This is a genomic window from Pyxidicoccus fallax (assembly GCF_012933655.1).
In the GTDB taxonomy this organism is placed as follows: Bacteria; Myxococcota; Myxococcia; order Myxococcales; family Myxococcaceae; genus Myxococcus; species Myxococcus fallax.
The window spans coordinates 1-22,399 of the sequence record NZ_JABBJJ010000211.1 but is presented as its reverse complement, the minus strand read 5'-3'; the positions used below and the strand labels follow the sequence as shown (position 1 = coordinate 22,399).

Annotated in this window: 18 protein-coding genes; 8 read left to right on the top strand and 10 right to left on the bottom strand. The window is 70.9% G+C overall.

Features of this window, described 5'->3' with window-relative positions; translation table 11 throughout:
• The first annotated feature begins 13 nt into the window (after positions 1 to 13).
• Both HG543_RS34285 and HG543_RS34280 read left to right on the top strand, forming a co-directional pair.
• Complete coding sequence (locus tag HG543_RS34285) at positions 14 to 976, top strand: hypothetical protein (protein WP_169349126.1); 963 nt, start codon at positions 14 to 16, stop codon at positions 974 to 976.
• 3 nt (positions 977 to 979) lie between these two features.
• Positions 980 to 1,507 (top strand): hypothetical protein, encoded by a 528-nt coding sequence (locus HG543_RS34280; RefSeq protein ID WP_169349125.1) that lies wholly within the window; start codon positions 980 to 982, stop codon positions 1,505 to 1,507.
• 1 nt (position 1,508) lies between these two features.
• Here HG543_RS34280 and HG543_RS34275 read toward each other — a convergent pair whose 3' ends face one another.
• Positions 1,509 to 2,525, bottom strand: coding sequence for an isopenicillin N synthase family dioxygenase (locus HG543_RS34275; RefSeq protein WP_169349124.1), 1,017 nt, complete (start codon positions 2,523 to 2,525; stop codon positions 1,509 to 1,511).
• A gap of 64 nt (positions 2,526 to 2,589) precedes the next feature.
• Between HG543_RS34275 and HG543_RS34270 the strand changes: the two genes are divergently transcribed.
• Positions 2,590 to 3,801: an MFS transporter gene (locus HG543_RS34270; protein ID WP_169349123.1), complete on the top strand. Its 1,212-nt coding sequence runs from the start codon at positions 2,590 to 2,592 to the stop codon at positions 3,799 to 3,801.
• Between the two features lie 11 nt (positions 3,802 to 3,812).
• Here the strand turns inward: HG543_RS34270 and pdxR are convergent, their stop codons facing one another.
• Positions 3,813 to 5,306, bottom strand: coding sequence for a MocR-like pyridoxine biosynthesis transcription factor PdxR (pdxR, locus tag HG543_RS34265; protein WP_169349122.1), 1,494 nt, complete (start codon positions 5,304 to 5,306; stop codon positions 3,813 to 3,815).
• 104 nt (positions 5,307 to 5,410) lie between these two features.
• Here pdxR and HG543_RS34260 point away from each other — a divergent pair, with 104 nt between their 5' ends.
• Positions 5,411 to 5,914, top strand: a complete 504-nt coding sequence (locus HG543_RS34260; RefSeq protein ID WP_169349121.1) for a cupin domain-containing protein — start codon at positions 5,411 to 5,413, stop codon at positions 5,912 to 5,914.
• Positions 5,915 to 5,916: 2 nt separating this feature from the next.
• Entirely contained in the window at positions 5,917 to 6,807 is an 891-nt protein-coding gene (locus tag HG543_RS34255) for a dihydrodipicolinate synthase family protein (protein ID WP_169349120.1), read from the top strand.
• Positions 6,808 to 6,869: 62 nt separating this feature from the next.
• On the opposite strand, the gene HG543_RS34250 is transcribed toward HG543_RS34255, so the two are convergent.
• The 5 genes from HG543_RS34250 to HG543_RS34230 all read right to left on the bottom strand — a co-directional run bounded on the left by HG543_RS34250 (position 6,870) and on the right by HG543_RS34230 (position 13,713).
• Positions 6,870 to 7,823, bottom strand: a complete 954-nt coding sequence (locus tag HG543_RS34250; RefSeq protein WP_169349119.1) for a zinc-dependent alcohol dehydrogenase family protein — start codon at positions 7,821 to 7,823, stop codon at positions 6,870 to 6,872.
• Positions 7,824 to 7,964: 141 nt separating this feature from the next.
• Positions 7,965 to 8,345: a hypothetical protein gene (locus HG543_RS34245; protein WP_169349118.1), complete on the bottom strand. Its 381-nt coding sequence runs from the start codon at positions 8,343 to 8,345 to the stop codon at positions 7,965 to 7,967.
• A 15-nt stretch (positions 8,346 to 8,360) separates the two neighbouring features.
• On the bottom strand, positions 8,361 to 10,361 hold the full coding sequence (locus HG543_RS34240; protein ID WP_169349117.1) for an acetyl-CoA carboxylase biotin carboxylase subunit: 2,001 nt from the start codon (positions 10,359 to 10,361) through the stop codon (positions 8,361 to 8,363).
• Positions 10,362 to 10,375: 14 nt separating this feature from the next.
• Positions 10,376 to 11,992: an acyl-CoA carboxylase subunit beta gene (locus HG543_RS34235; RefSeq protein ID WP_169349116.1), complete on the bottom strand. Its 1,617-nt coding sequence runs from the start codon at positions 11,990 to 11,992 to the stop codon at positions 10,376 to 10,378.
• Between the two features lie 5 nt (positions 11,993 to 11,997).
• Positions 11,998 to 13,713, bottom strand: a complete 1,716-nt coding sequence (locus tag HG543_RS34230; protein ID WP_169349115.1) for an acyclic terpene utilization AtuA family protein — start codon at positions 13,711 to 13,713, stop codon at positions 11,998 to 12,000.
• Between the two features lie 125 nt (positions 13,714 to 13,838).
• Here HG543_RS34230 and HG543_RS34225 point away from each other — a divergent pair, with 125 nt between their 5' ends.
• Together HG543_RS34225 and HG543_RS34220 are read left to right on the top strand one after the other, a co-directional pair.
• Complete coding sequence (locus HG543_RS34225) at positions 13,839 to 14,474, top strand: TetR/AcrR family transcriptional regulator (RefSeq protein ID WP_343073512.1); 636 nt, start codon at positions 13,839 to 13,841, stop codon at positions 14,472 to 14,474.
• Between the two features lie 54 nt (positions 14,475 to 14,528).
• Complete coding sequence (locus HG543_RS34220) at positions 14,529 to 15,404, top strand: SDR family oxidoreductase (protein ID WP_169349113.1); 876 nt, start codon at positions 14,529 to 14,531, stop codon at positions 15,402 to 15,404.
• Positions 15,405 to 15,521: 117 nt separating this feature from the next.
• Here the strand turns inward: HG543_RS34220 and HG543_RS34215 are convergent, their stop codons facing one another.
• Positions 15,522 to 16,667, bottom strand: a complete 1,146-nt coding sequence (locus HG543_RS34215; protein ID WP_246357504.1) for a hypothetical protein — start codon at positions 16,665 to 16,667, stop codon at positions 15,522 to 15,524.
• A 220-nt stretch (positions 16,668 to 16,887) separates the two neighbouring features.
• Positions 16,888 to 17,355: a macro domain-containing protein gene (locus HG543_RS34210; protein ID WP_169349112.1), complete on the bottom strand. Its 468-nt coding sequence runs from the start codon at positions 17,353 to 17,355 to the stop codon at positions 16,888 to 16,890.
• Positions 17,356 to 17,429: 74 nt separating this feature from the next.
• On the opposite strand from HG543_RS34210, the gene HG543_RS34205 reads away from it, so the two are divergent.
• A complete protein-coding gene (locus tag HG543_RS34205; RefSeq protein WP_246357503.1) occupies positions 17,430 to 18,905 on the top strand; it encodes a DUF1570 domain-containing protein in 1,476 nt (491 codons plus the stop codon).
• 46 nt (positions 18,906 to 18,951) lie between these two features.
• Here HG543_RS34205 and HG543_RS34200 read toward each other — a convergent pair whose 3' ends face one another.
• On the bottom strand, positions 18,952 to 22,368 hold the full coding sequence (locus HG543_RS34200) for an amidohydrolase family protein (protein ID WP_169349111.1): 3,417 nt from the start codon (positions 22,366 to 22,368) through the stop codon (positions 18,952 to 18,954).
• Positions 22,369 to 22,399 lie beyond the last annotated feature (31 nt).

The following is a 22,399-nucleotide window of genomic DNA, read 5'->3' as shown; positions in this document are numbered from 1 at the left end:
TATAAGAGACAGCATGAATCCCCTCAACCGCCGTCCGCTCCCCACCAAGCCCACCAGCGGTACCGCCAAGGCCGTGACTCCGGCCCAGACCCCGGTGGGACAGGCGGCGGCGCCGGTGAAGAGCGCGCCGGTGGCCAAGGCGCAGCAGGCCAACCGGGTGGCGGACGGCTTCGAGTCCAACGCGGCGCGCGGGACGCAGGCGGCGGCGGGGCTGTTCGGCTTCGGCGCCAAGCCGGACAAGGTGCACGACGGGCAGTACCTGGGCGCGGGCGGGAAGACCTACCCTCCGACCACCCCGCTGAGCGACATCCCCGCCGTCACGCCGAAGAACAACCCGAACGCGAAGCAGACCGTCCTCTACGTCAACGGCATCAACACGACGAAGGACGCACAGGCCAACAGCCTGCAGGCCATCGCGGACACCACGGGCGCGCGCGTCATCGGCATCCACAACGCGACCGAGGGCATGGCCACGGACCTGGTCCAGTGCGTGAAGGACAAGCTGGACAAGGGCCACAACCCCGCCGTGGATACGGTGGCGGACACGCTCTACAACGAAATCAAGGCGGGCCGGGACGTGCACATGCTGGCCCACAGCCAGGGCGGCCTCATCACCAGCCGCGCGCTGGGTGACGTGTACCGCCGGCTGCGCGTCGAAGACGGGATGGGCAAGGACGACGCCCAGAAGCTGATGGGCCGCATCAGCGTGGAGACCTTCGGCGCCGCGGCCATGAACTACCCGGACGGCCCGAAGTACGTGCACTACGTCAACCGCGCGGACCCGGTGCCGGACCTCTTCGGCATGGGGCCGGTGTCGGACCGGTGGAACCCGCTCGTGGATGGCGGCAAGGGTTCGAAGACGCACCACTTCAACGACTTCCACCTGAACCCCATCGCGTCGCACCACTTCGAGTCCGTGTACCTGAACCACCGCGTGCCGTTCGACCAGGCCCGCGCGGGCAACTTCGAGCGCTAGGTCATGGCGACCGCTCCGCGCAGTGGACTGGCCGGCATGCTGCGGTCCTGGGTCTCCTTCCTGGCCCCGGCCGCGCCCGCTGACACCCCGCTGACCCGCGAGTCCGCCCGGCGGCTGGTGCAGGGCTTCCTCGGCGAGGAAGGCACTCCGCCCAGCGGGGGCATCAACGAACAGGGCTTCGGCGGTCTCGACGCGGGTGGGACGAGCCTCTACTTCGAGTGGCACGAGGACACCCAGGCGCTGGAGTGCAGCGCGCTGGTGTACCGCTTCCGCGAGCCGCCGAAGCCGGGCGTCATCGACGGCTTCCGGGCGGAGGAGCGCGAGGGCACGGACACGGGCGGCGGCACGGTGGACTACGAGCCGGAGAACCGCGGCCTGTTCCTCAGCCGCACGTACACGCGGATGCCCACGGAGCGCGCCTTCGCGAAGGACCTGCGCCAGCTGATGAAGGCCAGCCGGCACTGGGGGGACGTGGTGCTGGACCGCGTGGCCTCGCGCGTGTTCCACCCCGAGGAGCTGCGGCAGGGCTGAGCTACAGCACCCGCCGCACGAGCTGGGGAAAGACCTTCGACACCTTGCCGAGCAGGTAGTCGCCGTAGGTGCCCTGGAACGCGTGCACGCTGGTGCCATCCCAGCGGCGCGCGCGGTCCTCGTCCACGCTGGCTCCGGCGGCCCGCGGCAGCGGCTTCACCTCTGCTGCGAAGTCCGGGTCGAAGAACAGCGGGAAGGACAGCCGGTCCCTGCCGCTGACGTTCTTCACGCGGTGGGGCGTGGAGCGGTACGCGCCGCCGGTCATCCGGTCGAGCATGTCGCCGATGTTGCACACCAGCGTGCCCGGCAGGGGCGGCGCCTCCACCCAGCCTCGCGGCGTCTTCACCTGCAGACCCCCGTTCGCGTCCTGGGCCAGCAGCGTGAGCAGGCCGTAGTCGGTGTGCTCGCCCACGCCCCAGCGCTCCTCGCCGTCCTCGGGTTCCGCGGGATAGTGGAAGATGCGGAAGAGCACCGTGGGCTCGGCGGTGTAGTTCCGCTGGAAGTAGTCCGCGTCCAGCCCCAGGCTCAGCGCCACGCCCTCCATCAGCGCGTGCGCCGCGCGGGTGGCCGCGTCAATGTAGTCCAGCGCCGCCGCGCGCAGCTCGGGCACCTCCGCCGGCCACAGGTTGGCGCCGTGCAGCGGCCAGCCCTCCTTCACCCTCGGGTGCTCCGCGCCCAGCTCCGTGCCCAGGTAGAGCCCCTCCTTGCGGTCCGGCCGCCCGGACGTCAGCTCTCCGCCGAGCGGGAACCAGCCGCGCCACGCCGCCCCACCCCGCTCCATGGACATGGCCTCCTTCGCGGCGCGTGGCAGGGCGAAGAAGCGGTGGCTGGCGCGCTCCAGCCGGGCGAGCACGTCGTCGGACACGCCGTGGCCGGTGACGTAGAAGAAGCCGCTGTCACGACAGGCCCGCTCGATGTCTCGCGCCACCAGTGCCCGCTCGCTGACACGAGCAGGGGCGAACAAGGACGCCATGTCGATGACGGGCAAGCCGCCGTGTGCGGTATCCGGACGAGCCATGCCACGAGCCTGACACAGGTCTGGACCCGGGGGGAGCCGGGGGCCAGAGTGCGCCGCGTCTTCCATGCAGACGCAACCGCCCCCGGACTCCACGCACGCCACGCTCCGCCCGGGGCTGGTGTGGTTCATGGCCGCCGCCTCGGGCGCCACCGCCGCGAACCTCTATTACAACCAGCCGCTGCTCGGTGACATCGGCCGCGAGCTGGGCGCCACCGGTGGCTCGCTGGGCCTCGTGCCCACGCTGACGCAGGTGGGCTACGCGGCGGGCATGTTGTTCATCGTCCCGCTCGGCGACAGCCTGGAGCGGCGGCGCGTCATCGTCACCATGTCCGCGCTGGTGACGCTCGCCCTGGTGGGCGCCGCGCTGGCCCCGTCCCTGCCGGTGATGGTGCTCGCGAGCTTCGCGGTGGGTGCCACCACCGTCATCCCGCAGCTGCTCGTCCCCCTCGCGGCGCACCTGGCCCCGGCGGCGCAGCGGGGGCGCGTGGTGGGCACGGTGATGAGTGGGCTGCTCATCGGCATCCTCCTGTCGCGCACGGCCGCGGGCTTCGTGGGCACGCACCTGGGCTGGCGCGCGATGTTCTGGATTGCCGCCGGGCTGATGCTCGCGCTGGGCGCGCTGCTGCGCTTCCTCCTGCCTGCCCAGCCTCCCATGGCCGCCATGCAGTATCCCGCGCTGCTGCGCTCGCTGGGACACCTCGCCCGCACCGAGCCGGTGCTGCGGCTGCACTCGCTGCTGGGCGCGCTCACCTTCGGCGCGTTCAGCGTCTTCTGGTCCACTCTGGCGCTGTACCTGCAGAGCCTGCCGGAGCACTACGGCCCGCAGGTGGCCGGCCTCTTCGGCGTGGTGGGCGTGGCGGGCGCGCTCATCGCGCCGCTGGTGGGCCGGTACGCGGACACTCGGGGAGACCGGCGCATCAACGCGCTGGCCATTGGCGTGCTGCTGCTGTCCTTCGTCGTCATGTGGCCGCTGGGGCGCTGGCTGTGGGGCATTGCCCTGGGCGTGGTGCTGCTCGATTTGGGCGCGCAGGCCAATCACATCTCCAACCAGACGCGCGTGTACTCGCTGCAGCCCGAGGCGCGCAGCCGCCTCAACACCATCTACATGGTGACGTACTTCGCGGGCGGCGCGGGCGGCTCGTGGCTGGGCACCACCGCATGGACGAACGGCGGATGGACGGGCGTGTGCGCCGCGGGCGCCGCGCTGTGCGTCGTGGGACTGCTGGCGCTGTGGCTGGGCTCGGGGCGCTCCAGGCCCGCGGCCGCGCGGAGCTGACTCCCGGCGGCTCAGGTCCGGGGAGCCTTGCGCCCCCGGGGACACGCGCGGGCCAGTCTCCGCACCGCCTCGCGCAGCTCCGTGGGCGTGAGCGAGGCATGGCCCAACCGGAACGCGCGCGGCCCCGGCCCTTCCAGCGCGAAGGCCCGGCCGGTCGTCAGCAGCACGCCCTCCTGTTTCGCTTGCTCGGCCCACAGCTCCACGTCGAGCTCCTCCCGGACGCGGGCCCACAGGGCGAGCCCACCCGCGGGCACGTCGAAGTCCACCCGCCCTCCCAGCTCCGTGCGCAGGGTCTCGGCGAGTACGTCGCGCCTCGCCTCGTACTCGCGGCGCGCCCTGCGGGCATGGCGCTGCAGCTCGCCCTCTTCGAGAAGCTCCGCCACGGCGCGCTCGAGCGGCGCATCTCCCTGCCGGTCCACCACCGCGCGCAGGGAGGCCAGCCGCCGGACCACCGGCGCGGGAGCGACCACGTAGCCCAGGCGCAGTCCGGGGGCGACCAGCTTGGAGAGCGAGCCCACGTAGATGACGCTCCCCGATCGGTCCGCGCTCGCCAGGGGCAGCACGGGCCGGCCCTCGTAGTGGAACTCGTGGTCGTAGTCGTCCTCGACGATGGCCATCCCGGCGCCTTCCGCCAGCCGCAGCAGCTCCATCCGGCGTGCCGCGGTGAGGGTGACGGTGGTGGGGTACTGATGGTGCGGCGTGACGAAAACGGCGCGCACGGGCCGGCGGGCCAGCAGCTCCTGGAGCGCCTCCACCTTCAAGCCGTGCCCATCCACCGGCAGGCCCACGAGCTCCGCGCCCGCCAGCCGAAGCGCGTCCCACGCGGGCCGGTAGCCGAGCGACTCCACCGCGACGACATCGCCCGGCCGCACCAGGGCGCGCGCCACCAGGAACAGCCCCATCTGGCTGCCGCGGGTGACAAGCACGTCGTCCTCGCCGGCCGCGAGCCCCCGCGTCTCGCTCAGCATCCGCGCGAGCGCCCGTCGCAGCAGCGGCTCTCCTCGCGGATCTCCCGAGGCGAGCGTCGTCCGCGCCCTGCCGGTGAGGACGCGCCGGAAGGCTCGCGACAGCTCCACCGCCGGAGCCAGCCGCACGTCCGGCGCGCCGTCGTTGAAGAGCAGGGCTCCCCGAGGTGCCGGCGCGCTGCTGTCCCGGAGTGACTCCTCCCAGCCGTCGAGCTCGAAAGCGGGCCGCGCGGGCATGCGCAGACGGGGCGCGCTGCCGAAGCCCCGGGGCGTCTTCACCGGCAGGGTGCCGGACACGAAGGTGCCACGCGAGGGCTCCGCCGACGCCCACCCCTGCTGGATGAGCTCGCGATACGCCGCATCCACCGTGTTGCGATGAATGCCCAGCCGCTGAGCGAGCGCACGCGTCCCCGGCAGGGCATCCCCGGGTGACAGCCGGCCTCGCTCGATGTCGCGGACGATGGCACGGGACAGGCGTACGAAGAGCGGCGCATCGGAGCCCGAATCGATTTCCAGGTTCAGCTTCCAGGAGCGGAGCACCGGCCTAGCGTACTTCGAAGGACCGGCACTTTTGGAGGTGCCGGTCTGGCTCTACTGATTCGCCCGTGTCCGCCAGCGTTCGGCGGACGAGGAGAGGCGACCCCATGAGCCAGACCGCTGAAGTGAAGAAGAAGTACGAGTCCGCCGACTTCGACAAGACGCCGCCCCGCCCGCGCGTCGTCATGCCGGAGCGGCTCGCCCACCCGCACGTGGAGGACGCGGGACGCAACGAGGGCTACTCCCAGGAGCGCAAGCACCCCGTCTTCTTCGTGGATCTGCCCTCGCACGCCATCAGCATGACAATTGGCTGGCTGGAGCCGGGCCAGTCCTCCAACAAGCACCGCCACACGTACGAGACGATTCTCTACGTGCTGGAGGGCGAGGGGTACTCGGACATCCAGGGCCGGCGCATCCCGTGGAAGCAGGGCGATGCCGTCTACATCCCCGTGTGGGCGTGGCACAACCACGTCAACACGCACCCCACCGCCCGCGCGCGCTACCTCGCCTGCGAGAACGCGCCCATGCTGCAGAACATGGGCGGCGTGGCGCTGCGCGAGGAAGTGGGCGAGAAGGGCCAGTCGCTCCTGCGTCCGGACGGGGAGGGCTGAGCATGAGCCGCCACGTCCCGCTGCACGGCATCATCGGCTACACCATCACCCCCTTCCAGGAGGACGGCCGCGTCGACCTCGGCACCCTCCAGCTCCTGACCGACCGGATGGCCGGCTCGGGGGTCCACGCCATCGCGCCGCTGGGGAGCACGGGCAGCCTGCCCTACCTGGACGACGGAGAGCGCGAGGCCGTCATCGAGGCCACGATGAAGGCCGTCCGCGGCCGGGTGCCCGTGCTGGCGGGTGTCTCCAGCCTCACCACCGAGCGCACCCTCCACCACGCCCGCTTCGCCGAGCGGGCCGGCGCCGCCGCGGTGATGGTCATCCCGATGAGCTACTGGAAGCTCACGGAGGAGGAGATCTTCCGGCACTTCGACCGCATCGCGAGCGCCCTCTCCATTCCCATCATGGCCTACAACAACCCGGCCACGGGCGGGCTGGACATGACGCCGGAGTTCCTGGCGCGACTGCTCCAGATTCCGAACGTCACCATGGTGAAGGAGAGCACTGGCGACGTGGGCCGAATGCACCGCCTGCGACAGGTGGCCGGAGAGGACGTGGCCTTCTACAACGGCTCCAACCCGCTCGCGCTCGCCGCCTTCGCGGCCGGTGCGCGCGGCTGGTGCACGGCGGCGCCCGCGCTCATCCCGGAGCTCAACCTGCGCCTCTACCGCGAGGTCGTGCAGAAGGGCGACCTGGCGGCGGCCCGGAAGGTGTTCCAGCAGCAGTTGCCGCTGCTCCAGTTCATCGTGAAGGGCGGACTGCCCCGCACCATCGCCGCGGGGCTGGAACTGCGAGGCACCCGCGTGGGCCCGCTGCGCGCGCCACTCCTCCCGCTGCCGGAGACGGAGCGGGAGGCGCTGCGCCGCATCCTCGAGAAGCTCGAGGTGTGAGGTGATACCCGGGCCCCGGCTTCACCGCTGGGGCCCTTCGCTTTTCATGCGGGGCGCGGCGGCTACTTCCCGCCCACCCGCAGCACCACCTTCCCGCGCCCGTGTCCCGAGTCGAGGACCCGGTGCGCCTCCGCCACCTGTTCCAGCGGCAGCACGCGCTCCACCAGCGGCTTCATCTGCTTGCGCTCGATGAGGACGGTCATCTCCTCCAGCCGGCGCCGCTCTCGGGTGAGGAAGACGCCGTGGAGCGTCTGGTTGCGCGGGTAGAACGCGGACACGTCTCCGCTGAAGCCGAGGATGGTGGCCAGCCGCCCGCCAGCCCTCGTCGCCGGCATGCTCGGAATCATGTTCTTGCCCACGGTGTCGAACACCGCGTCCACTCCCTGGCCACCCGTCTCGCGCAGCGCCACCTGGGCCGGGTCCTCGCTCCGGTAGTTGATGACCACGTCCGCGCCGAGCTTGCGCAGCGTCTCCAGGTTGTCCGGGCCCGACGTGGCCAGCACCCGCGCGCCCATGGCCTTGGCAATCTGCACCGCGAACGAACCCACGCCTCCAGCGCCGCCGTGGATGAGCACCGTCTCACCGACGCGCAGCTGGATACGCCGCACCAGCGCGTCCCACGCGGTGCCTCCCGCGAGGGGAACAGCGGCGGCCTCCTCGTGCGAGAGGCTCGGAGGCTTTCGCGCGATGATGCTCGCGGGAACGACGTTGAGTTCCGCGTAGGTGCCGTGCGGGTTGCCGAAGATTTCCGGCGTGTAGAAGACCTCGTCGCCGGCCTTGAACTCCGTCACGCCCGGGCCCACCTGCTCGATGACGCCCGAGGCGTCGTAGCCGATGACGGACGGCGGCTGGAGCCCGGCCCAGCTCCCGTCCTGGCGCAGCTTCGCGTCCACGGGGTTGGTGCCGGAGACCAGCACCCGGACGAGCACCTGCCCGGGGCCAGGAGTGGGAGTCGGAACGTCACGGACCTCGAACAACTCGGGTCCACCGAAGCGGGGAAGGACGATGGCTCGCATGGGGCGCCGGACTAATGGGGTGCACCGGGCCTCGCAATGCTTCGTGGAGGCAAGCGTCCATGGCCCGACGGCCGCCGGCCCGCGGACTCATTCAACACGACACCCGCCCCCTTCCCGGCGCGGGCCCCGTGGAAGGAACGTTCATTCCACGAAGGCGGCGCGAGCCCGGCGTGCCCGGTGCCAGACCGACAGGGCCGCGAAGAGCAACACCGCGCAGCCGAGGGTGGCCACCGGCCCCACGAACGCTGGTGGACTCTCGATACAGCCGACCTGCAGCACGTGCCCGCCGTGGCTCCGCAGCGTCATCGCCATCAAGGCGAGGGCCTGCAGGCACCAGGAGCCGATGACGCTACCGGCGAGGATCCCTCCCAGGTACAGCGCTTTTCGAGGAATGGACCGCCTGCTCCTCAGCACGAGGGCCATCCACGCCCCGAAGAGCAGCGCCCCCAGGCCCACGGCAACCGCGATGAAGGGGTTGCCGAGCCCGCAGTCGATATCGACGTGGGTCAGGGAGAAGTTCATGGGTGCCCCACGGTATCACCCGGCCTTGCCCTCCGGCTTCAGCACCACCAGGAGCTGCTTCGCGGAGACCTGGCCGCCCACGGTGATGTTCACCGCCTCCACCGTGCCCGCCACGTCCGCGACGACCTGGAACTCCATCTTCATCGCCTCCAGGACGGCCAGCACGTCCCCGGGCTTCACCGCCGCGCCCGGCTGCGCATTCACGCGCAGGATGCGCCCGTCCATCGGCGCGATGAGCCGGCCGCTCCCCGCCCCGTCCGACTTCGACGGCGGCCGGTACGTCACGTCCGTCACCGAGTGCGCTCCATCACCCAGGTCCAGCCAGAGCGTGTCCCCGTCGCGCAGGTAGCGAGCCCGGCCCCGGGCTCCCGCCGCCGCGAAGTCCAGCACCCCGTCCGCCATCCCGAGCACCGCGAGGTCGAAGGTCTCCCCTTCCACCTCGACCTCGTACCGCTCCGAGCCCGTGGAGCGCGCGATGACCCGCGCCTCCTTGCCCCGGCTCACGAGCTTCAGCGGCACCGGGTGCCCGCTGTACGACGTGTTCCAGTTCACCAGCGACGCATCCAGCCGCGCCTCCCGCACGAGCTTCAGCGCCTCGGAGTGGAAGAGCGCGGCCCCGGCCAGCGCCCGCACCTTCGCGTCCGGCTGGTACAGCCCCTCCACCGTCTCCGCGTCGGCGTGCTTCCCGATGAAGCCCGTGTCGTACTCACCCGAGCGGAACGCCGGATGCCCGAGCACATGCAGCAGCAGGCCCTTGTTCGTGGTGACGCCGAACACCGTGAGGTCCCGCAGCGCCTCCACCAGCCGCCGGCGCGCCGTCTCGCGGTCCGGCCCGTACGCAATCACCTTCGCCTGCATCGAGTCGTAGAAGGGCGGGATGTCCTGCCCCTCGCGCACGCCGTGGTCGATGCGCACGCCCTCGCGCGCGGGCAGCCGCCACGTGAGCAGCCGCCCCGCCTGCGGCGCGTAGTTGTTCGCCGGGTCCTCCGCGCACAGGCGCACCTCGATGGCGTGCCCCTTCCACGACACCTGCTCCTGCGTCAGCGGGAGCCGCTCGCCCGCCGCCACGCGGAGCTGCCACTCCACCAGGTCCAGCCCGGTGATTTCCTCCGTCACCGGGTGCTCCACCTGGAGACGGGTGTTCATCTCCATGAAGTAGAACTCGCCACTCGGCGCGAGCAGGAACTCGATGGTCCCCGCCCCCCGGTAGCCGATGGCCTTCGCCGCCGCCACCGCGACCTCGCCCATGCGCGCACGCAGCGCGGGGCTCACCGCCGGAGACGGACTCTCCTCGACAATCTTCTGGTGCCGCCGCTGCACGGAGCAGTCGCGCTCACCCAGGTGCACGACGTTGCCGTGCTCGTCCGCGAAGACCTGCAGCTCCACGTGGCGCGCGTCGATGACGGCCTTCTCCAGGATGAGCTCGCCGCTGCCGAAGGCGTTCGTCGCCTCCGAGCGCGCGGACTGCAACGCCGCCCGGAGCTGTCCCGGCTCGCGCACGAGCCGCATCCCGCGCCCACCACCACCCGCCGCCGCCTTGACCATCAGCGGGAAGCCGATGCGCGCGCCCTCGGCGGCCAGCACCTCGTCGTCCGCGTTGGTGGCCTCGTAGCCGGGGATGCAGGGCACGCCCGCGGCAATCATGCGCAGCTTCGCCTGCCGCTTGTTCCCCATCAGCGTGATGGCCTCGTGGCCCGGGCCGATGAACACCAGCCCGGCGTCCCGGCAGGCGCGAGCGAAGTCCGCGTTCTCCGAGAGGAAGCCATAGCCCGGGTGGATGGCATCCGCGCCGGACGCCTTCGCCGCCGCGAGCAGCTTGTCGATGACGAGGTACGACTCCTTCGCGGGCGACGGGCCGATGGGCACCGCCTCGTCCGCCGCGGACACGTGCGGCGCCGCGCGGTCCGCCTCGGAGAACACCGCCACCGTGCGGTAACCGAGCTTCTTGCAGGTCCGAATCACCCGGACGGCAATCTCGCCGCGGTTGGCGACAAGGACCTTCTTGAATCGCTCCATGGTGTCCGTCCCTCTCACAGGCGCGCCACGCCGAAGCTGTTGGGATGCACCTCACGCCGCTTCGCCTCCCGGCACACCGAGAGCGCGAACCCGAGCACCCGCCGCGTGTCACGCGGGTCGATGAGGCCGTCATCGAAGAGCCGCGCGCTGGCGTTGAACGGGTGCGACTCCTTGTCGAACTGCTCGACGATGGGCTGGCAGAAGGCGCGAATCGCCTCCTCGTCCACCGTCTCGCCGCGCCGCGCGAGCTTCTCCGCGAAGACGATGGACATCACCTTCGCCGCCTGCTCGCCGCCCATGACGGCGGTGCGCGCGTTGGGCCACGCGAAGATGAAGCGCGGGTGGAAGGGCCGGCCGCACATGCCGTAGTTGCCCGCGCCGAACGAGCCGCCCACCAGCACCGTCAGCTGCGGCACCGTCGCGTTCGCCACCGCCTGAATCATCTTCGAGCCGTGCTTCACGATGCCGCCCTGCTCCGGCTGCGTGCCCACCAGGTAGCCCGTGGTGTTCTGCAGGTAGAGGATGGGCGTGTCCGTCTGGCAGCAGAGCTGGATGAACTGCGCCGCCTTCGTCGCGCCCTTCGGCGAAATCGGACCGTTGTTCCCGATGATGCCGATGGGCATCCCGAAGATGCTCGCGCGCCCGCAGACGGTGTGCGCGTCGTACTCGTCCTTGAAGCCGGTGAACTCCGAACCGTCCGCGATGCGCGCGATGACTTCGCGGCAGTCGTACGGCTTGCGGTAGTCCGCCGGGACAGCGCCGCACAGCTCGTCGGGCGAGTAGAGCGGCTCCGCGTACGGCGCCCGCTCCTCCGGGGACAGCTTCGCGTTCCACCCGAGGTTGGCCATGACCTCACGGGCCAGGCGGATGGCGTCCGCGTCGTCCTCGGCGAGGTAGTCCGCCGTGCCCGCCACCGTGGCGTGCATCTCCGCGCCGCCCAGGTCCTCGTCCGTGGCCACCTCGCCCGTGGCCGCCTTGAGCAGCGGCGGGCCGGCCAGGAAGACCTTGGCCTTCTTCTTCACCATGACGACGTAGTCGGACAGGCCGGGCAGGTACGCGCCGCCCGCGGTGCTGGAGCCGTGCACCACCGTCACCTGCGGGATGCCCGCCGCGGACAGCCTCGCCTGGTTGTAGAAGGTCTCCCCGCCGGGGATGAAGATCTCCTGCTGGTACATCAGGTTGGCGCCGCCGCTCTCCACCAGCGACAGCAGGGGCAGCTTGTTCTCCAGCGCAATCTGCTGACCCCGGAGCGCCTTCTGCACGCCCCACGGCGACGCGGTGCCACCCTTGATGGCGGAGTTGTTCACGAACACCATGCACCGCACGCCGGACACGTAGCCGATGCCGGCGATGCTGTTGCCTCCGGCCAGCGAGCCGTCGGTGTCGTCGTGGTAGCCGTAGCCGCACAGCGTGGACAGCTCCAGGAACGGCGAGCCCCGGTCCAGCAGCAGCATCAGCCGCTCACGGGGCAGCAACTGGCCGCGCTTGTGGAACTTCTCGCGCGCCTGGGCCTCCGTGTTGCGGACCTTCGCCTCCACCTCCCGCAGCTCGGCGACGCGGGCGAGCATCTCCGCGCGCTGCGTCTTGAACGCCTCCGAGTTCGGGTCGATTCGCGACGTGATTCTCGGCATCTTTCTCACCCCTGCCCTTCGCGCAGCAGCGACTCGGGAACGTCCACATGGCGCGAGCGGAGCCACTCGCCCAGCGCCTTGCCCTGCGGGTCGAAGCGCGTGGACGACGACACGCCCTCACCCAGGATTCCGTCGATGACGAAGTTCAGCCCTCGCAGGAGCGGGAAGACGTGCCGCTCGATGGGGAAGGCGGCCGCCTCGGGGAGCAGCTCGCGGAGCTTGTCCACCGTGAGCGCGTGCGCCAGCCAGCGCCACGCGTCGTCCGAGCGCGCCCAGACGCCGATGTTCGCGGTGCCGCCCTTGTCGCCACTGCGCGCGGCGACGATGCGCCCCAGCGGCACCCGGCGCGTGGGCCCCGAGGCCAGTGGCGCGGGGAGCTCGGGCTGCGGCACCGGTGCCAGGACCTGCGTCTTGTCCGCGTCCGGCGGCGGAACCCCGAAGGTGGTGTCGTTCACGACGAAGGTGTGCTCCACCTTCGCCGCGTCCACGTAGGCCGGCGTGTAGACACCGTACGGAGCGCCATCCGACGGAGGCGCCGTCATCGTGAAGCCCGGGTAGCTGCCCAGCGCCAGCTCCACCGCCGCGCCGCTGAAGGCGCGCCCCACCACCTTCGGGTCCTGGTCCTTCACCACGACGCGCAGGAAGGCGGCGGCCTGCTCCTCCGTGGCCGCGTCCTCGCGGTCCGTGCGGACCAGCGTCCAGTGGACCTCCTTCGGTTGCTTGCGGCCCATGGCCGCCTCCAGCTGCGCGCGCACGAGGCGGGCCTTCTCCTCGATGTCGAGCCCCACGAGGACGAAGGTCGCCTCGTTGCGGTAGCCGCCCAGGTGGTTGAGGCAGACCTTCACCGTGGGCGGAGGCGGCTCACCGCGCACGCCGGAGATGCGGACGCGGTCCTTGCCGTCCGGCGTCAGGGTGATGCTGTCGAAGCGCGCCGTCGCGTCCGGCCCCGCGTACCGGGCACCGGTGATTTCGTACACGAGCTGCGCGATGACCGTGTCCACCGTCACCGCGCCGCCCGTGCCCGGGTGCTTGGTGATGATGGAGCTGCCATCCTCGTGGATCTCCGCCAGCGGGAAGCCGGGCCGGCGCGCGTCCACCTCCGTGAAGAAGGAGTAGTTGCCGCCCGTCGCCTGCGCGCCGCACTCCAGCACGTGTCCGGCGACCATCGCCCCGGCCAGCCGGTCCCAGTCGTTCCGCTTCCATTTGAAGTGCGCGGCCGCGGGGCCCACGACGAGCGACGCATCCGTCACGCGCCCGGTGACGACGATGTCCGCCCCCAGGTCCAGGCACGTGGCGATGCCCCACGCGCCCAGGTACGCGTTCGCCGTGAGCGGGCTGCCCAGGCCGAGCTCCTCGGCCTTGCCGATGAGGTCGTCCCCCTCCACGTGCGCCACCTTCACCTGCACGCCGAGGCGGGCCGCCAGCTCCCTCAGCGCGGTGGCGAGCCCGGCGGGGTTCAGGCCTCCCGCGTTGGTGACGATCTTCACCCCCTTCTCCGCCGCCAGTCCGAGGCACTGCTCCATCTGCCGGAGGAACGTCTTGGCGTAGCCCGTGGCCGGGTCCTTCATCCGGTCCCGGCCGAGAATCAGCATCGTCAGCTCGGCCAGGTAGTCGCCCGTGAGGACGTCCAGCTGCCCGCCCTCCAGCATCTCCCGGACGGCGGAGAAGCGGTCTCCATAGAAGCCCGAGGCATTGCCGATACGCAGGGGGGACGCGCTCATGCTCTCTCCGCCCAGCCGCGACTCCGCACATGGCTCGCGAGCCTGGGGTGGAGGAAGTCTGCGGGCCCACCCATAAAAAAGCAAGCACGCTTGCTTTTTTCTGTTCCGGCTTCCATCCTGCCCTCGTGAGTGAGTCCTCCAGCGCGACGGGCAGGCAGGAGCAGGAGCGCAGCCGCGTCACGCGCCAGCGCTTGATGGAGGCCGCCATCAGTGCCCTCTCGGAGCTGGGGTGGGCGGGCGCGACGATGACGGTCATCGCCGAGCGCGCGGGCGTCTCGCGCGGCGCGTGCCAGCACCACTTCCCCACCCGCTCGGACCTCGTCGCGGCGGCGGTGGAGTACGTGGGGAGCCAGCAGGTGGAGGAGGTCATCCGGCGCGCGGAGCAGCTGCCGGCGGACGAGCGGCGGACGGAGGCCATCCTCCACATGCTGGCGGGCATCTACATCAGCCCCGTGTTCACCGCGGCCGTGCAGCTGTGGGTGGCCGCCGTGGCGGACGCGGAGCTGCGCGCGCAGCTGGCGCCCCTGGAGGCGCGCGTGGGGCGCGAGTTCCACCGGCTGACGGTGAAGCTGCTCGACGTGGACGACAAGGACCCGGAGGTGCGCGAGCTGATTCAGGCCACGCTCGACCTCATCCGCGGCCTCGCGCTGGCGAACCTGCTGCGGGACGACAGCGCGCGGCGCAAGAAGGTGCTGCACCGGTGGGCGCTCACGCTGGAGGATGCGCTCGGAGCCCGGCGCTCTCGCAAGGCCGGGGACTGACTTCACGGCAACATGCCAACACGGGCCCCTCGGAGGCCCCCATCTGGAGGTGACATGGGCTACCGCTCTCTCTTCGCACCGGGCTGCTTCAAGGAGCGCGTCATCGTCGTGACGGGAGGCGGCAGCGGGATTGGCCGCTGCACCGCGCACGAGCTGGCGTCGCTGGGCGCGCACGTCGTGCTGGTGGGCCGCAAGCAGGACAAGCTGGAGGCCGTCGCCGCGGAGATTCGCGAGGACGGCGGCACCTGCTCGCTGGAGGTGCTCGACATCCGCAATGAGGAAGGTGTGACGGCCACCGTGGGCCGCATCGTCGCCGCGCACGGGCGCATCCACGGGCTGGTCAACAACGCGGGCGGGCAGTTCCCCTCGCCGCTGGCCATGATCAACAAGAAGGGCTTCGAGGCCGTGGTGGCCACCAACCTCACCGGTGGCTTCCTCATGGCGCGCGAGGTGTTCAACCAGTCGATGAGCAGCCATGGCGGCGCCATCGTCAACATGCTCGCGGACTGCTGGGGCGGCATGCCGGGCATGGGGCACTCGGGCGCGGCGCGCGCGGGCATGCACAACCTCACGCAGACGGCCGCCGTCGAGTGGGCCTTCGCGGGCGTGCGCGTCAACGCGGTGGCCCCCGGCTGGGTCATCTCCAGTGGCCTGGACAGCTACGAGGACGAGGGCGTCAAGGCGCTCATCCCTCTGCTCAAGAAGGAAGTGCCCCTGCAGCGGCTGGCCACCGAGGCGGAAGTCAGCGCCGCCATCGTCTTCCTGCTCACCGACGCCGCCTCGTTCATCACCGGCGAGGTCATCAAGATTGACGGCGGCGCGTCCTGCAACACGAAGATCTTCCCGCTCGACGAGACCTCCGCCTCCAAGCCCTACGAGGGGTTCCACCGCGCGAAGAAGCCCGTCATCCTCTCCGGGGAGCCCAAGTAGCGGGCCCGGACCAGGGCCCCGGCTTCAACGGCCGGGGCCCTTCGCTTCTTCAGGGCACCGCGGTGCCGTCGAAGAAGGGCCGCGCCCGGGCCTCGTCAGCGCCCGGGCAGGTCCGTGTCACGGACGGCCGTCCGGGTAGCAGAACCCGTAGCCCCGGTCGCTGCCGCCACCGGAGAGCGGGTAGTTGACGTAGCCGAGTTCCTCACCCGCGCCGCACTCCGAGCGGGCCCGCGCGTAGCGATAGCACTTCCAGTTGCCCGAGCCCGTCACGTCCGCGCAGGCGCCGCGCGCGCCCTCGACGCCGCAGAACTCCGCGAAGCCGGCGCACGTCTCACCGATGAGCGCGGGGTCGAAGGCGAAGCCGATGGGCTCCATGACGGCCTGCTCGATGCACAGGCCGTACACGCCGCACACCGTGCCCGTCGGGCAGCCGGGGTCCGCCGCCATGAAGTCGCAGGTGGCCAGGCACTGCCGCTCCTCCGTGTAGGCGCCGCTGCACGCGAAGCCCTGCGCGCAGTCCGTCGTCGCGAGCTCGTGCTCGCTCGCCGCGGGCGTGTACGTGCAGGCCTCGCCCTGCGTCTTCGTGCCTAGCGACTTCTCCAGAGTGCCGTCGTCGGCCGCGTAGTTCTCGGGCACGCAGGTGAGGTTCGGCAGGTTCGCCGTCAGCGAGCCCTCGCGCGGGTCACACCCGCCCGGGCGGACCGTGTTCCACGTCGCGAAGCGAATCCACCGGCACTCGCCGCCCGGCACCGGCGCGCTGCCGGTGTACGGCGCGGCCGTCGGCGTCGCCCTCACCGCCTCGCGCAGGACGACGTTCGACAGCGCGCCAATCGTCTCCTGCGGAGACACCTCGAGCGCGAGCAGGAGCGCGCCGGACTCGGCGACGAACATCTTCTGCGCTCCGGCCTTGCCGGAATCCTGGAAGCCCCACACGCACTGCTCGCACGTGAAGAGGTTGGTGCCGCCCGCCGACAGGTCATACAGCCCCGGGCCCGTATTCACGTCCAGCCGGATGAAGGCGGTGTCCGCCACGGCGGGGTCTCCCAGGTTCGTGGTGAACTCACCGCGGAACGTCGGCTGCGAGCCCCACAGCACCGGCGACAGCTCGGTGCCGTTCTTCAGCTCCCCGAGGGTGATTTCGGTACAGCCCTCGGGCGGAGTCAGGTGCGCGGACTGCTTCTCGGCGGCCTCGACGGACTCCGGCGGCGCCTGGGGGGCCGGCGCTTCCGTCGCCGGGCCACAGCCCACCATCGCCGTCAGCATGAGCGCGCTCCAACGCCACTTGCTTGCAGATGCAATCCTCATTCGATGAGAAATCACGATGTCGTCTCCCTGTTGTCGATACGGAACTGGATGACAGGCCTCCACACGCGCGGAAGAAGACCGCGGCGCCGCGGGGCCTGTGCCCTTTGAACGGAGGGAGGCTCGAAGAGTCGCAAAGACTTTCTTCGCGGGCCTCCGTTCTTCCCCCGCCCGGTGTGACTCAGGAGCGCCGGAAGCAGACCACGCGCACGTCCAGCTCACCGGCCTCGGCGTCGAGGACGACGCGCATGAGGTCGAGCGCCCGCTGCTCGTCGAAGCCACCGGAGCCGGCGCCAATGAGCGGGAAGGCCAGCGACGTCAGCCCGCGCTCTCTCGCGCGTGCGAGCGCGTTGCGGACGGAGTCCTGGATGGAGCGCTCCGACGCGCGCCAGAGCATGTTGATGCCGGCCACGTGGATGATGGCCTTGTAGGGAAGCCGTCCGGCGGACGTCACCACCGCCGTGCCGAGCGGCATGGGCCCCACGCGGCCCAGCTCGCGGAAGGGACCGAGCCCCGCGCGGCGCTTGATGGCTCCGGAGACGCCCTGGGGCAGCAGCAGCCACCAGGGGATGATGTTCCGGTTCCACGCATTGACGATGGCCTCCACGGGTTGGTCGAGCAGGTCCCCTTCGACGATGCGGACGGGCATGGAGGGACTCTACCGTCCCGACTCCACACCGCGCCTCTGTTCAGCGTCGGCACGCTCGTGTCAGAACGCCGCGCATGATGAGACGGTGGGAAGGGCTCTGTCTGGTATTGCTGCTGGCCACGGGGTGCGCGGGGTCGAGGGCCCTGTGCCCTATCGAGGGCGGGCGGCCCTGGTCCGAGGTCCGCAGCAAGCACTTCCGCATCCAGACGAACATGACACCCGAGGCCGCCACGAAGACGGCGCTCGAGCTGGAGAAGTACCGGCGGGCCCTGCTGCTGGCCTGGGGACGGGACTTCGACCCGCCCGGCACGGTGGACGTCATCGTCCTGCGCAACGCGACGGAGCTGGACGAGTTCTCGGAGGGGCAGTTCATCGGCTTCGCCACCACCGTCGAGGGGCGGCCCCTGCTGGTGATGGGTGGGAACGGCTACCTGCTCGAGGACTCTCCGGACCTGCGCCTGCAGGCGCACGAGCTGACGCACCATCTCAGCAGCTACACGCTGCTGCGCCAGCCTCGGTGGGTGTCGGAGGGCCTGGCGGAGTACCTTGAGACGGTGCACATCCGGGTCAGCACGAACGAGGCGGTGCTCGGCCGGGCCAACGCGGGGAGGTTCGGCTACGTGCGCGAGCACGGCTGGCTGGACCTGGAGGAGCTCTGGAAGTGGGACGAGGGAGTGGTGGAGGGCGCGGCCGAGACGCAGCGCCACTACGCCTCCGCCTGGCTTTGGGTGCACTACCTCATCAACATGCACCCGAAGCGCTTCAGTGACTTCCAGAGGCGGCTGGCGCTCGCCCAGGAGCCGCGCCGGGCCTGGGAGGCCGCGTTCCAGGGCGTGGAGGACCTGAAGGGCGGGCTGCGCGACTACGTCATCATCGGACGGTATGCCATCGCCACCCATCCCCTGCCGCCGGTGCCGACGCAGGTGGAGGTGCGGCCATTGGAGCCCGCGGACGCGCATGCCGTCCGGGCCATGCTGTACCTGCACTCGCCGAACGGATGGTCCGCCGAGCGACGTGACTCGGAGGCCCGGCGCGAGGTGACGCAGGGGATGAAGGAGGGGCCGACGAACGTCAGCGCCACGCTTCTGTCGATGCGGCTGGGCGGCAAGGCGTCACGGAAGCTCGAGGCGGCGAGGGCCCTGGTGGCGGCGCATCCCGAGGATGGGCGTGCGTGGAACCTGCTGGCGGGCCTGCTGCCCGAGAAGAGCCAGGAGCGGGAGGAGGCCCACGTGCGAGCCACGGCGCTGCTGCCGGACGACGCGAGGATTCTCGAGCACCGGGCCTGGCACTCCGTGCGGAGGGAGGAGCCGGAGAAGGGGCTGGAGGCGGCGCGGCGCGCGGCGGCGCTCCTGCCGGGAGACGCGACCGTCCTGGATACGTATGCGCTGCTGTTATTCCAGGTCGGCCGCTGCCCGGAAGCGATGGGAGTGCAGCGACGTGCCATGGACATGCTGCACGAGCGCGCCCCGGCGAAGATGCGCAGGGTCCTGTCCCAGCGGCTCCAGAGCTACGAGGCGGAGTGCGGGGCCACGGCGCCGGTGAAGCCGTGACCTCCCGGCGCGAGCACCAGGAGGTCACGGTCCTGCCAAGTCCGGCTCAGTCGCACTCGTGCGTGTGCGTGTGCGCCGTGGCCTTCGGGCTCCAGCCCTCGTTGCCGTCCTTCTCGAAGAAGAACTTCGCGCGCTGGCGCTGACGCGTCCCCACCTCGTTGAGCGTGGCCGCGTCGTACAGCCGCCCGTTCACCATCGTGTAGCGCACCGTGCGGCTGTTCTTGAGCTCCTCCAGCGGGTTCTTGTCCAGCACCACCAGGTCCGCCAGCTTGCCCTCCTCCAGCGAGCCCACTTCCCGGTCCATCCCCAGGTAGCGCGCGCCACTCAGCGTCGCCGCCCGAATCGCCTGCAGCGGCTTCATCCCGCCCTGGCCGAACATCCACAGCTCCCAGTGCCCCGCGAGCCCCTCGCGCTGACCGTGCGCGCCCAACTGCACGCTCACCCCCGCGTCATTCAGCTCGCGCGCCACCCGCGCCGCGTTGAAGTGGTTGAAGTCCTCGTCCATCACCAGCTTCTCCGGACGCCGGCTCTTCGAGTCCACCACCCGCCGCGGCACGAAGGAGAGCAGCCGCTCGTCGTCCCAGACCTTCGTCTGCTGGTACCAGTAGTTCTCACCCCAGACGCCGCCGTACGCCACGCCCAGCGTCGGCGTGTAGCCCGTGCCACTCTTGCCCCACATCTGCTTCACGTCCGCGTAGATGCGCGCCACCGGAATCGCGTGCTCCACGCCGGTGTGCCCGTCCACCACCATCGTCAGGTTGTGCTGCAGGAGCGAGCCACCCTCCGGCACCACCATCATCCCCAGCTCGCGCGCCGCCTGCAGCACCTTCTGCCGCTGGTCCCGGCGCGGCTGGTTGTAGCTCTTCACACTGAACGCCCCCACCGCCTTCATCCGCCGCATGTGCGAGCGCGCGTCATCCAGCGTCTCGATGGGAGCCCGGTAGCCCGCCCCCGCCGCGCCGTAGAGGATGGTGCCCGTGGAGAAGATGCGCGGCGCCAGGAGCCCGCCCGCCTTCGCCAGCTCGCTCGCGGCGAACACCTCGGACGTGGAGTTGGACGGGTCGTGCAGCGTCGTCACGCCGAACGCCAGCGACGCCGCCTGCACCCAGCTCTGCTCCGGCATCAGCCCGTCCACGCCCATGGCCCCGTGCCAGTGCACGTCGATGAGGCCCGGCATCAACGTCTTGCCCTTCACGTCCACCACCTTCGCCCCGGCCGGCACCTGCACCTTGCCCACCGGCCCCACCTCCACGATGCGGTTACCCCGCACCACCACCACGCCCTGCTCGATGACCTCGTCACCCTTCATGGTGATGACGCGGCCGCCCACCAGCGCCAGCGTGCCCTCCGGCACGTCCGTCTTCGCCTGGAAGGAGATGTCCACGCCCTTCGCCGGCGCCTCGGGCAGCTTCTCCGGCGCGCCGTCGATGAAGCGGAAGCTGTCCTTCAGCTCGCGCGTGAAGAGCTCGGGCCCCAGCGCCCAGTGCAGGCGCTTGCCGTCACCGGACCAGTGCAGGTACTCGCCCGCGTCCTTCGTCACCCGCGCCACCGGCAGCGCCTTCGCCTCGGGCCCCACCGACGCCGCCTTCGCGCCACGCGGGAAGGGCGTCAGGAACGCGTTGAAGTTCTCCCGGAACGCCACCCACTTCTCGTCCGGAGACACGCGCAGCTCCGTGGCCTCCGCGCTCGTCAGGTGCGTGCGCTCCTGGCCGCCGTCCAGCGCCACGCTCTTCAGCGAGCGCACGTCCTCCTTCTCCTTGAACTCCACATGCAGGAAGTACACGCGGTCCGAGCGCTCGCCGAAGTGCGGCTGCTCGCCGTCGCGCGACAGCCGCTTCGGCGCGCCACCCGCCACCGGCATCGCGAACAGGCCCGTCTCCCGGCTCCACTGGCCCGGCATCAGGTAGCCGTCACCCGACGCGCGGTACACCAGCGTCTTGCCGTCCGGGCTGAGCGCCGGCTCCACGTAGTAGCCCGGCTTCGACGTGAGCACCTTGCCCTCGCCGCCCTTGGCCGACACCACGCGGATGCTGCCCAGCTTCTCGTCGTCCCACGTCGTGTAGACGATGGACTGCCCGTCGCGCGAGAACGACGGATAGAACTCCAGGTGGTCCTCCTGCTTCGTCAGCCGCTTCGGCGTGCCGTTGGGCAGGTCCTTCACGTACAGCCGGCCCAGCGCCTGGTACACCACGCGGTCCCCGCGCGGAGACACCTGCACCCAGCGGAGCATCTTCGCCGTGAAGCGCTCGGGCGCCACCGCCTGCGGCGTGCGCACGGCCTGGAAGACGGTGCGCGTGCCCTTCACGCGGAAGGGAATCTGCGTGACCTGCTTCGTCGCCACGTCGATGCGCTGCAGCTTGCCGCCCGCCCAGAAGACAATCGACTTGTTGCCCGGCATCCACGCCATGCTCGGGTACACGCCGTGGATGGCCCACGTCTCCTGCATGTCGCGGTCGAGCCCGTCGTACAGCGGGCGCTCGGCGCCGGACTCCACGTCGGTGACGTAGAGCACGCTCTTGCCGCGCACGCGGCGCACGAAGGCGAGCTGCTTGCCGTCCCGCGACGGCGTGGGCCGGATGGAGCCACCCGGACCGGTGACGAAGGGGTCGATTTCCTTCGTCTCCAAATCCAGCCGCTGGATGGCGTAGATCTCCCCGTTCGGGTCCTTGTTGTACTCGAACGTCTTGCCCGGGGTGATGTCCTGGCTGAAGTAGACGTAGCGTCCGTCCGGGGAGAACGCGGGCTCGCCCAAGTCTTTCTGGTCGTTGGTGCGCTCGGTGAGCTGCACACCCTCGCCGCCGGAGCGGTGGTACATCCACACCTCGCCCGCGCCCAGCGAGCGGCGCGCGGTGAAGTGCTTGCGCGCGACGATGAACTGACCGTCCGGGCTCCACGCGGGGCTGTTGAGCAGGCGGAACTTCTCCTGCGTCACCGGCTGCGCGTCGGTGCCGTCGCGCTTCACCACCCAGATGTTGTCGCCGCCGCCGCGGTCGCTCGTGAAGGCGATGGACTTCCCGTCCGGGCTGAAGCGCGGCTGCATGTCCCAGGCGACGCCGGACGTGACGGCCTTCGCCTCGCCGCCGCCGATGGGCAGCACGTAGATGTCACCGAGCAGGTCGAAGACGAGCTCGGTCCCGCTCGGGCTGACGTCCACGTTCATCCACGTGCCCTCGGTGACGTCGATGCTCACCTGGGTGGCGGGGAAGCCCGGCGCGTCCACCTTCCACGCGTCCTTGTCCTGGCCCTCCTTCGCGGCGTCCTTGGCGGCCTCGGCGGCGGTGGCGGGCGGGGTGCCGCCGTCCACCTCGGCGGCGCGCGCGGCCTCGCGGGCGGCCTCGTCCTTCTTGTCGGGCGCGGGGGGCTGGTCCTGCCGGGCGGCGGGGGGCTGCGTCGTAGGCTGCGCGGCCATCAGCGCGCCGGGCAGCAGCAGCGCGGCGCAGAGGGCGGAGGTCAGTCTTTTCACCGGAAGTCCTCGTGAAAGGGCGGGGTGTGTC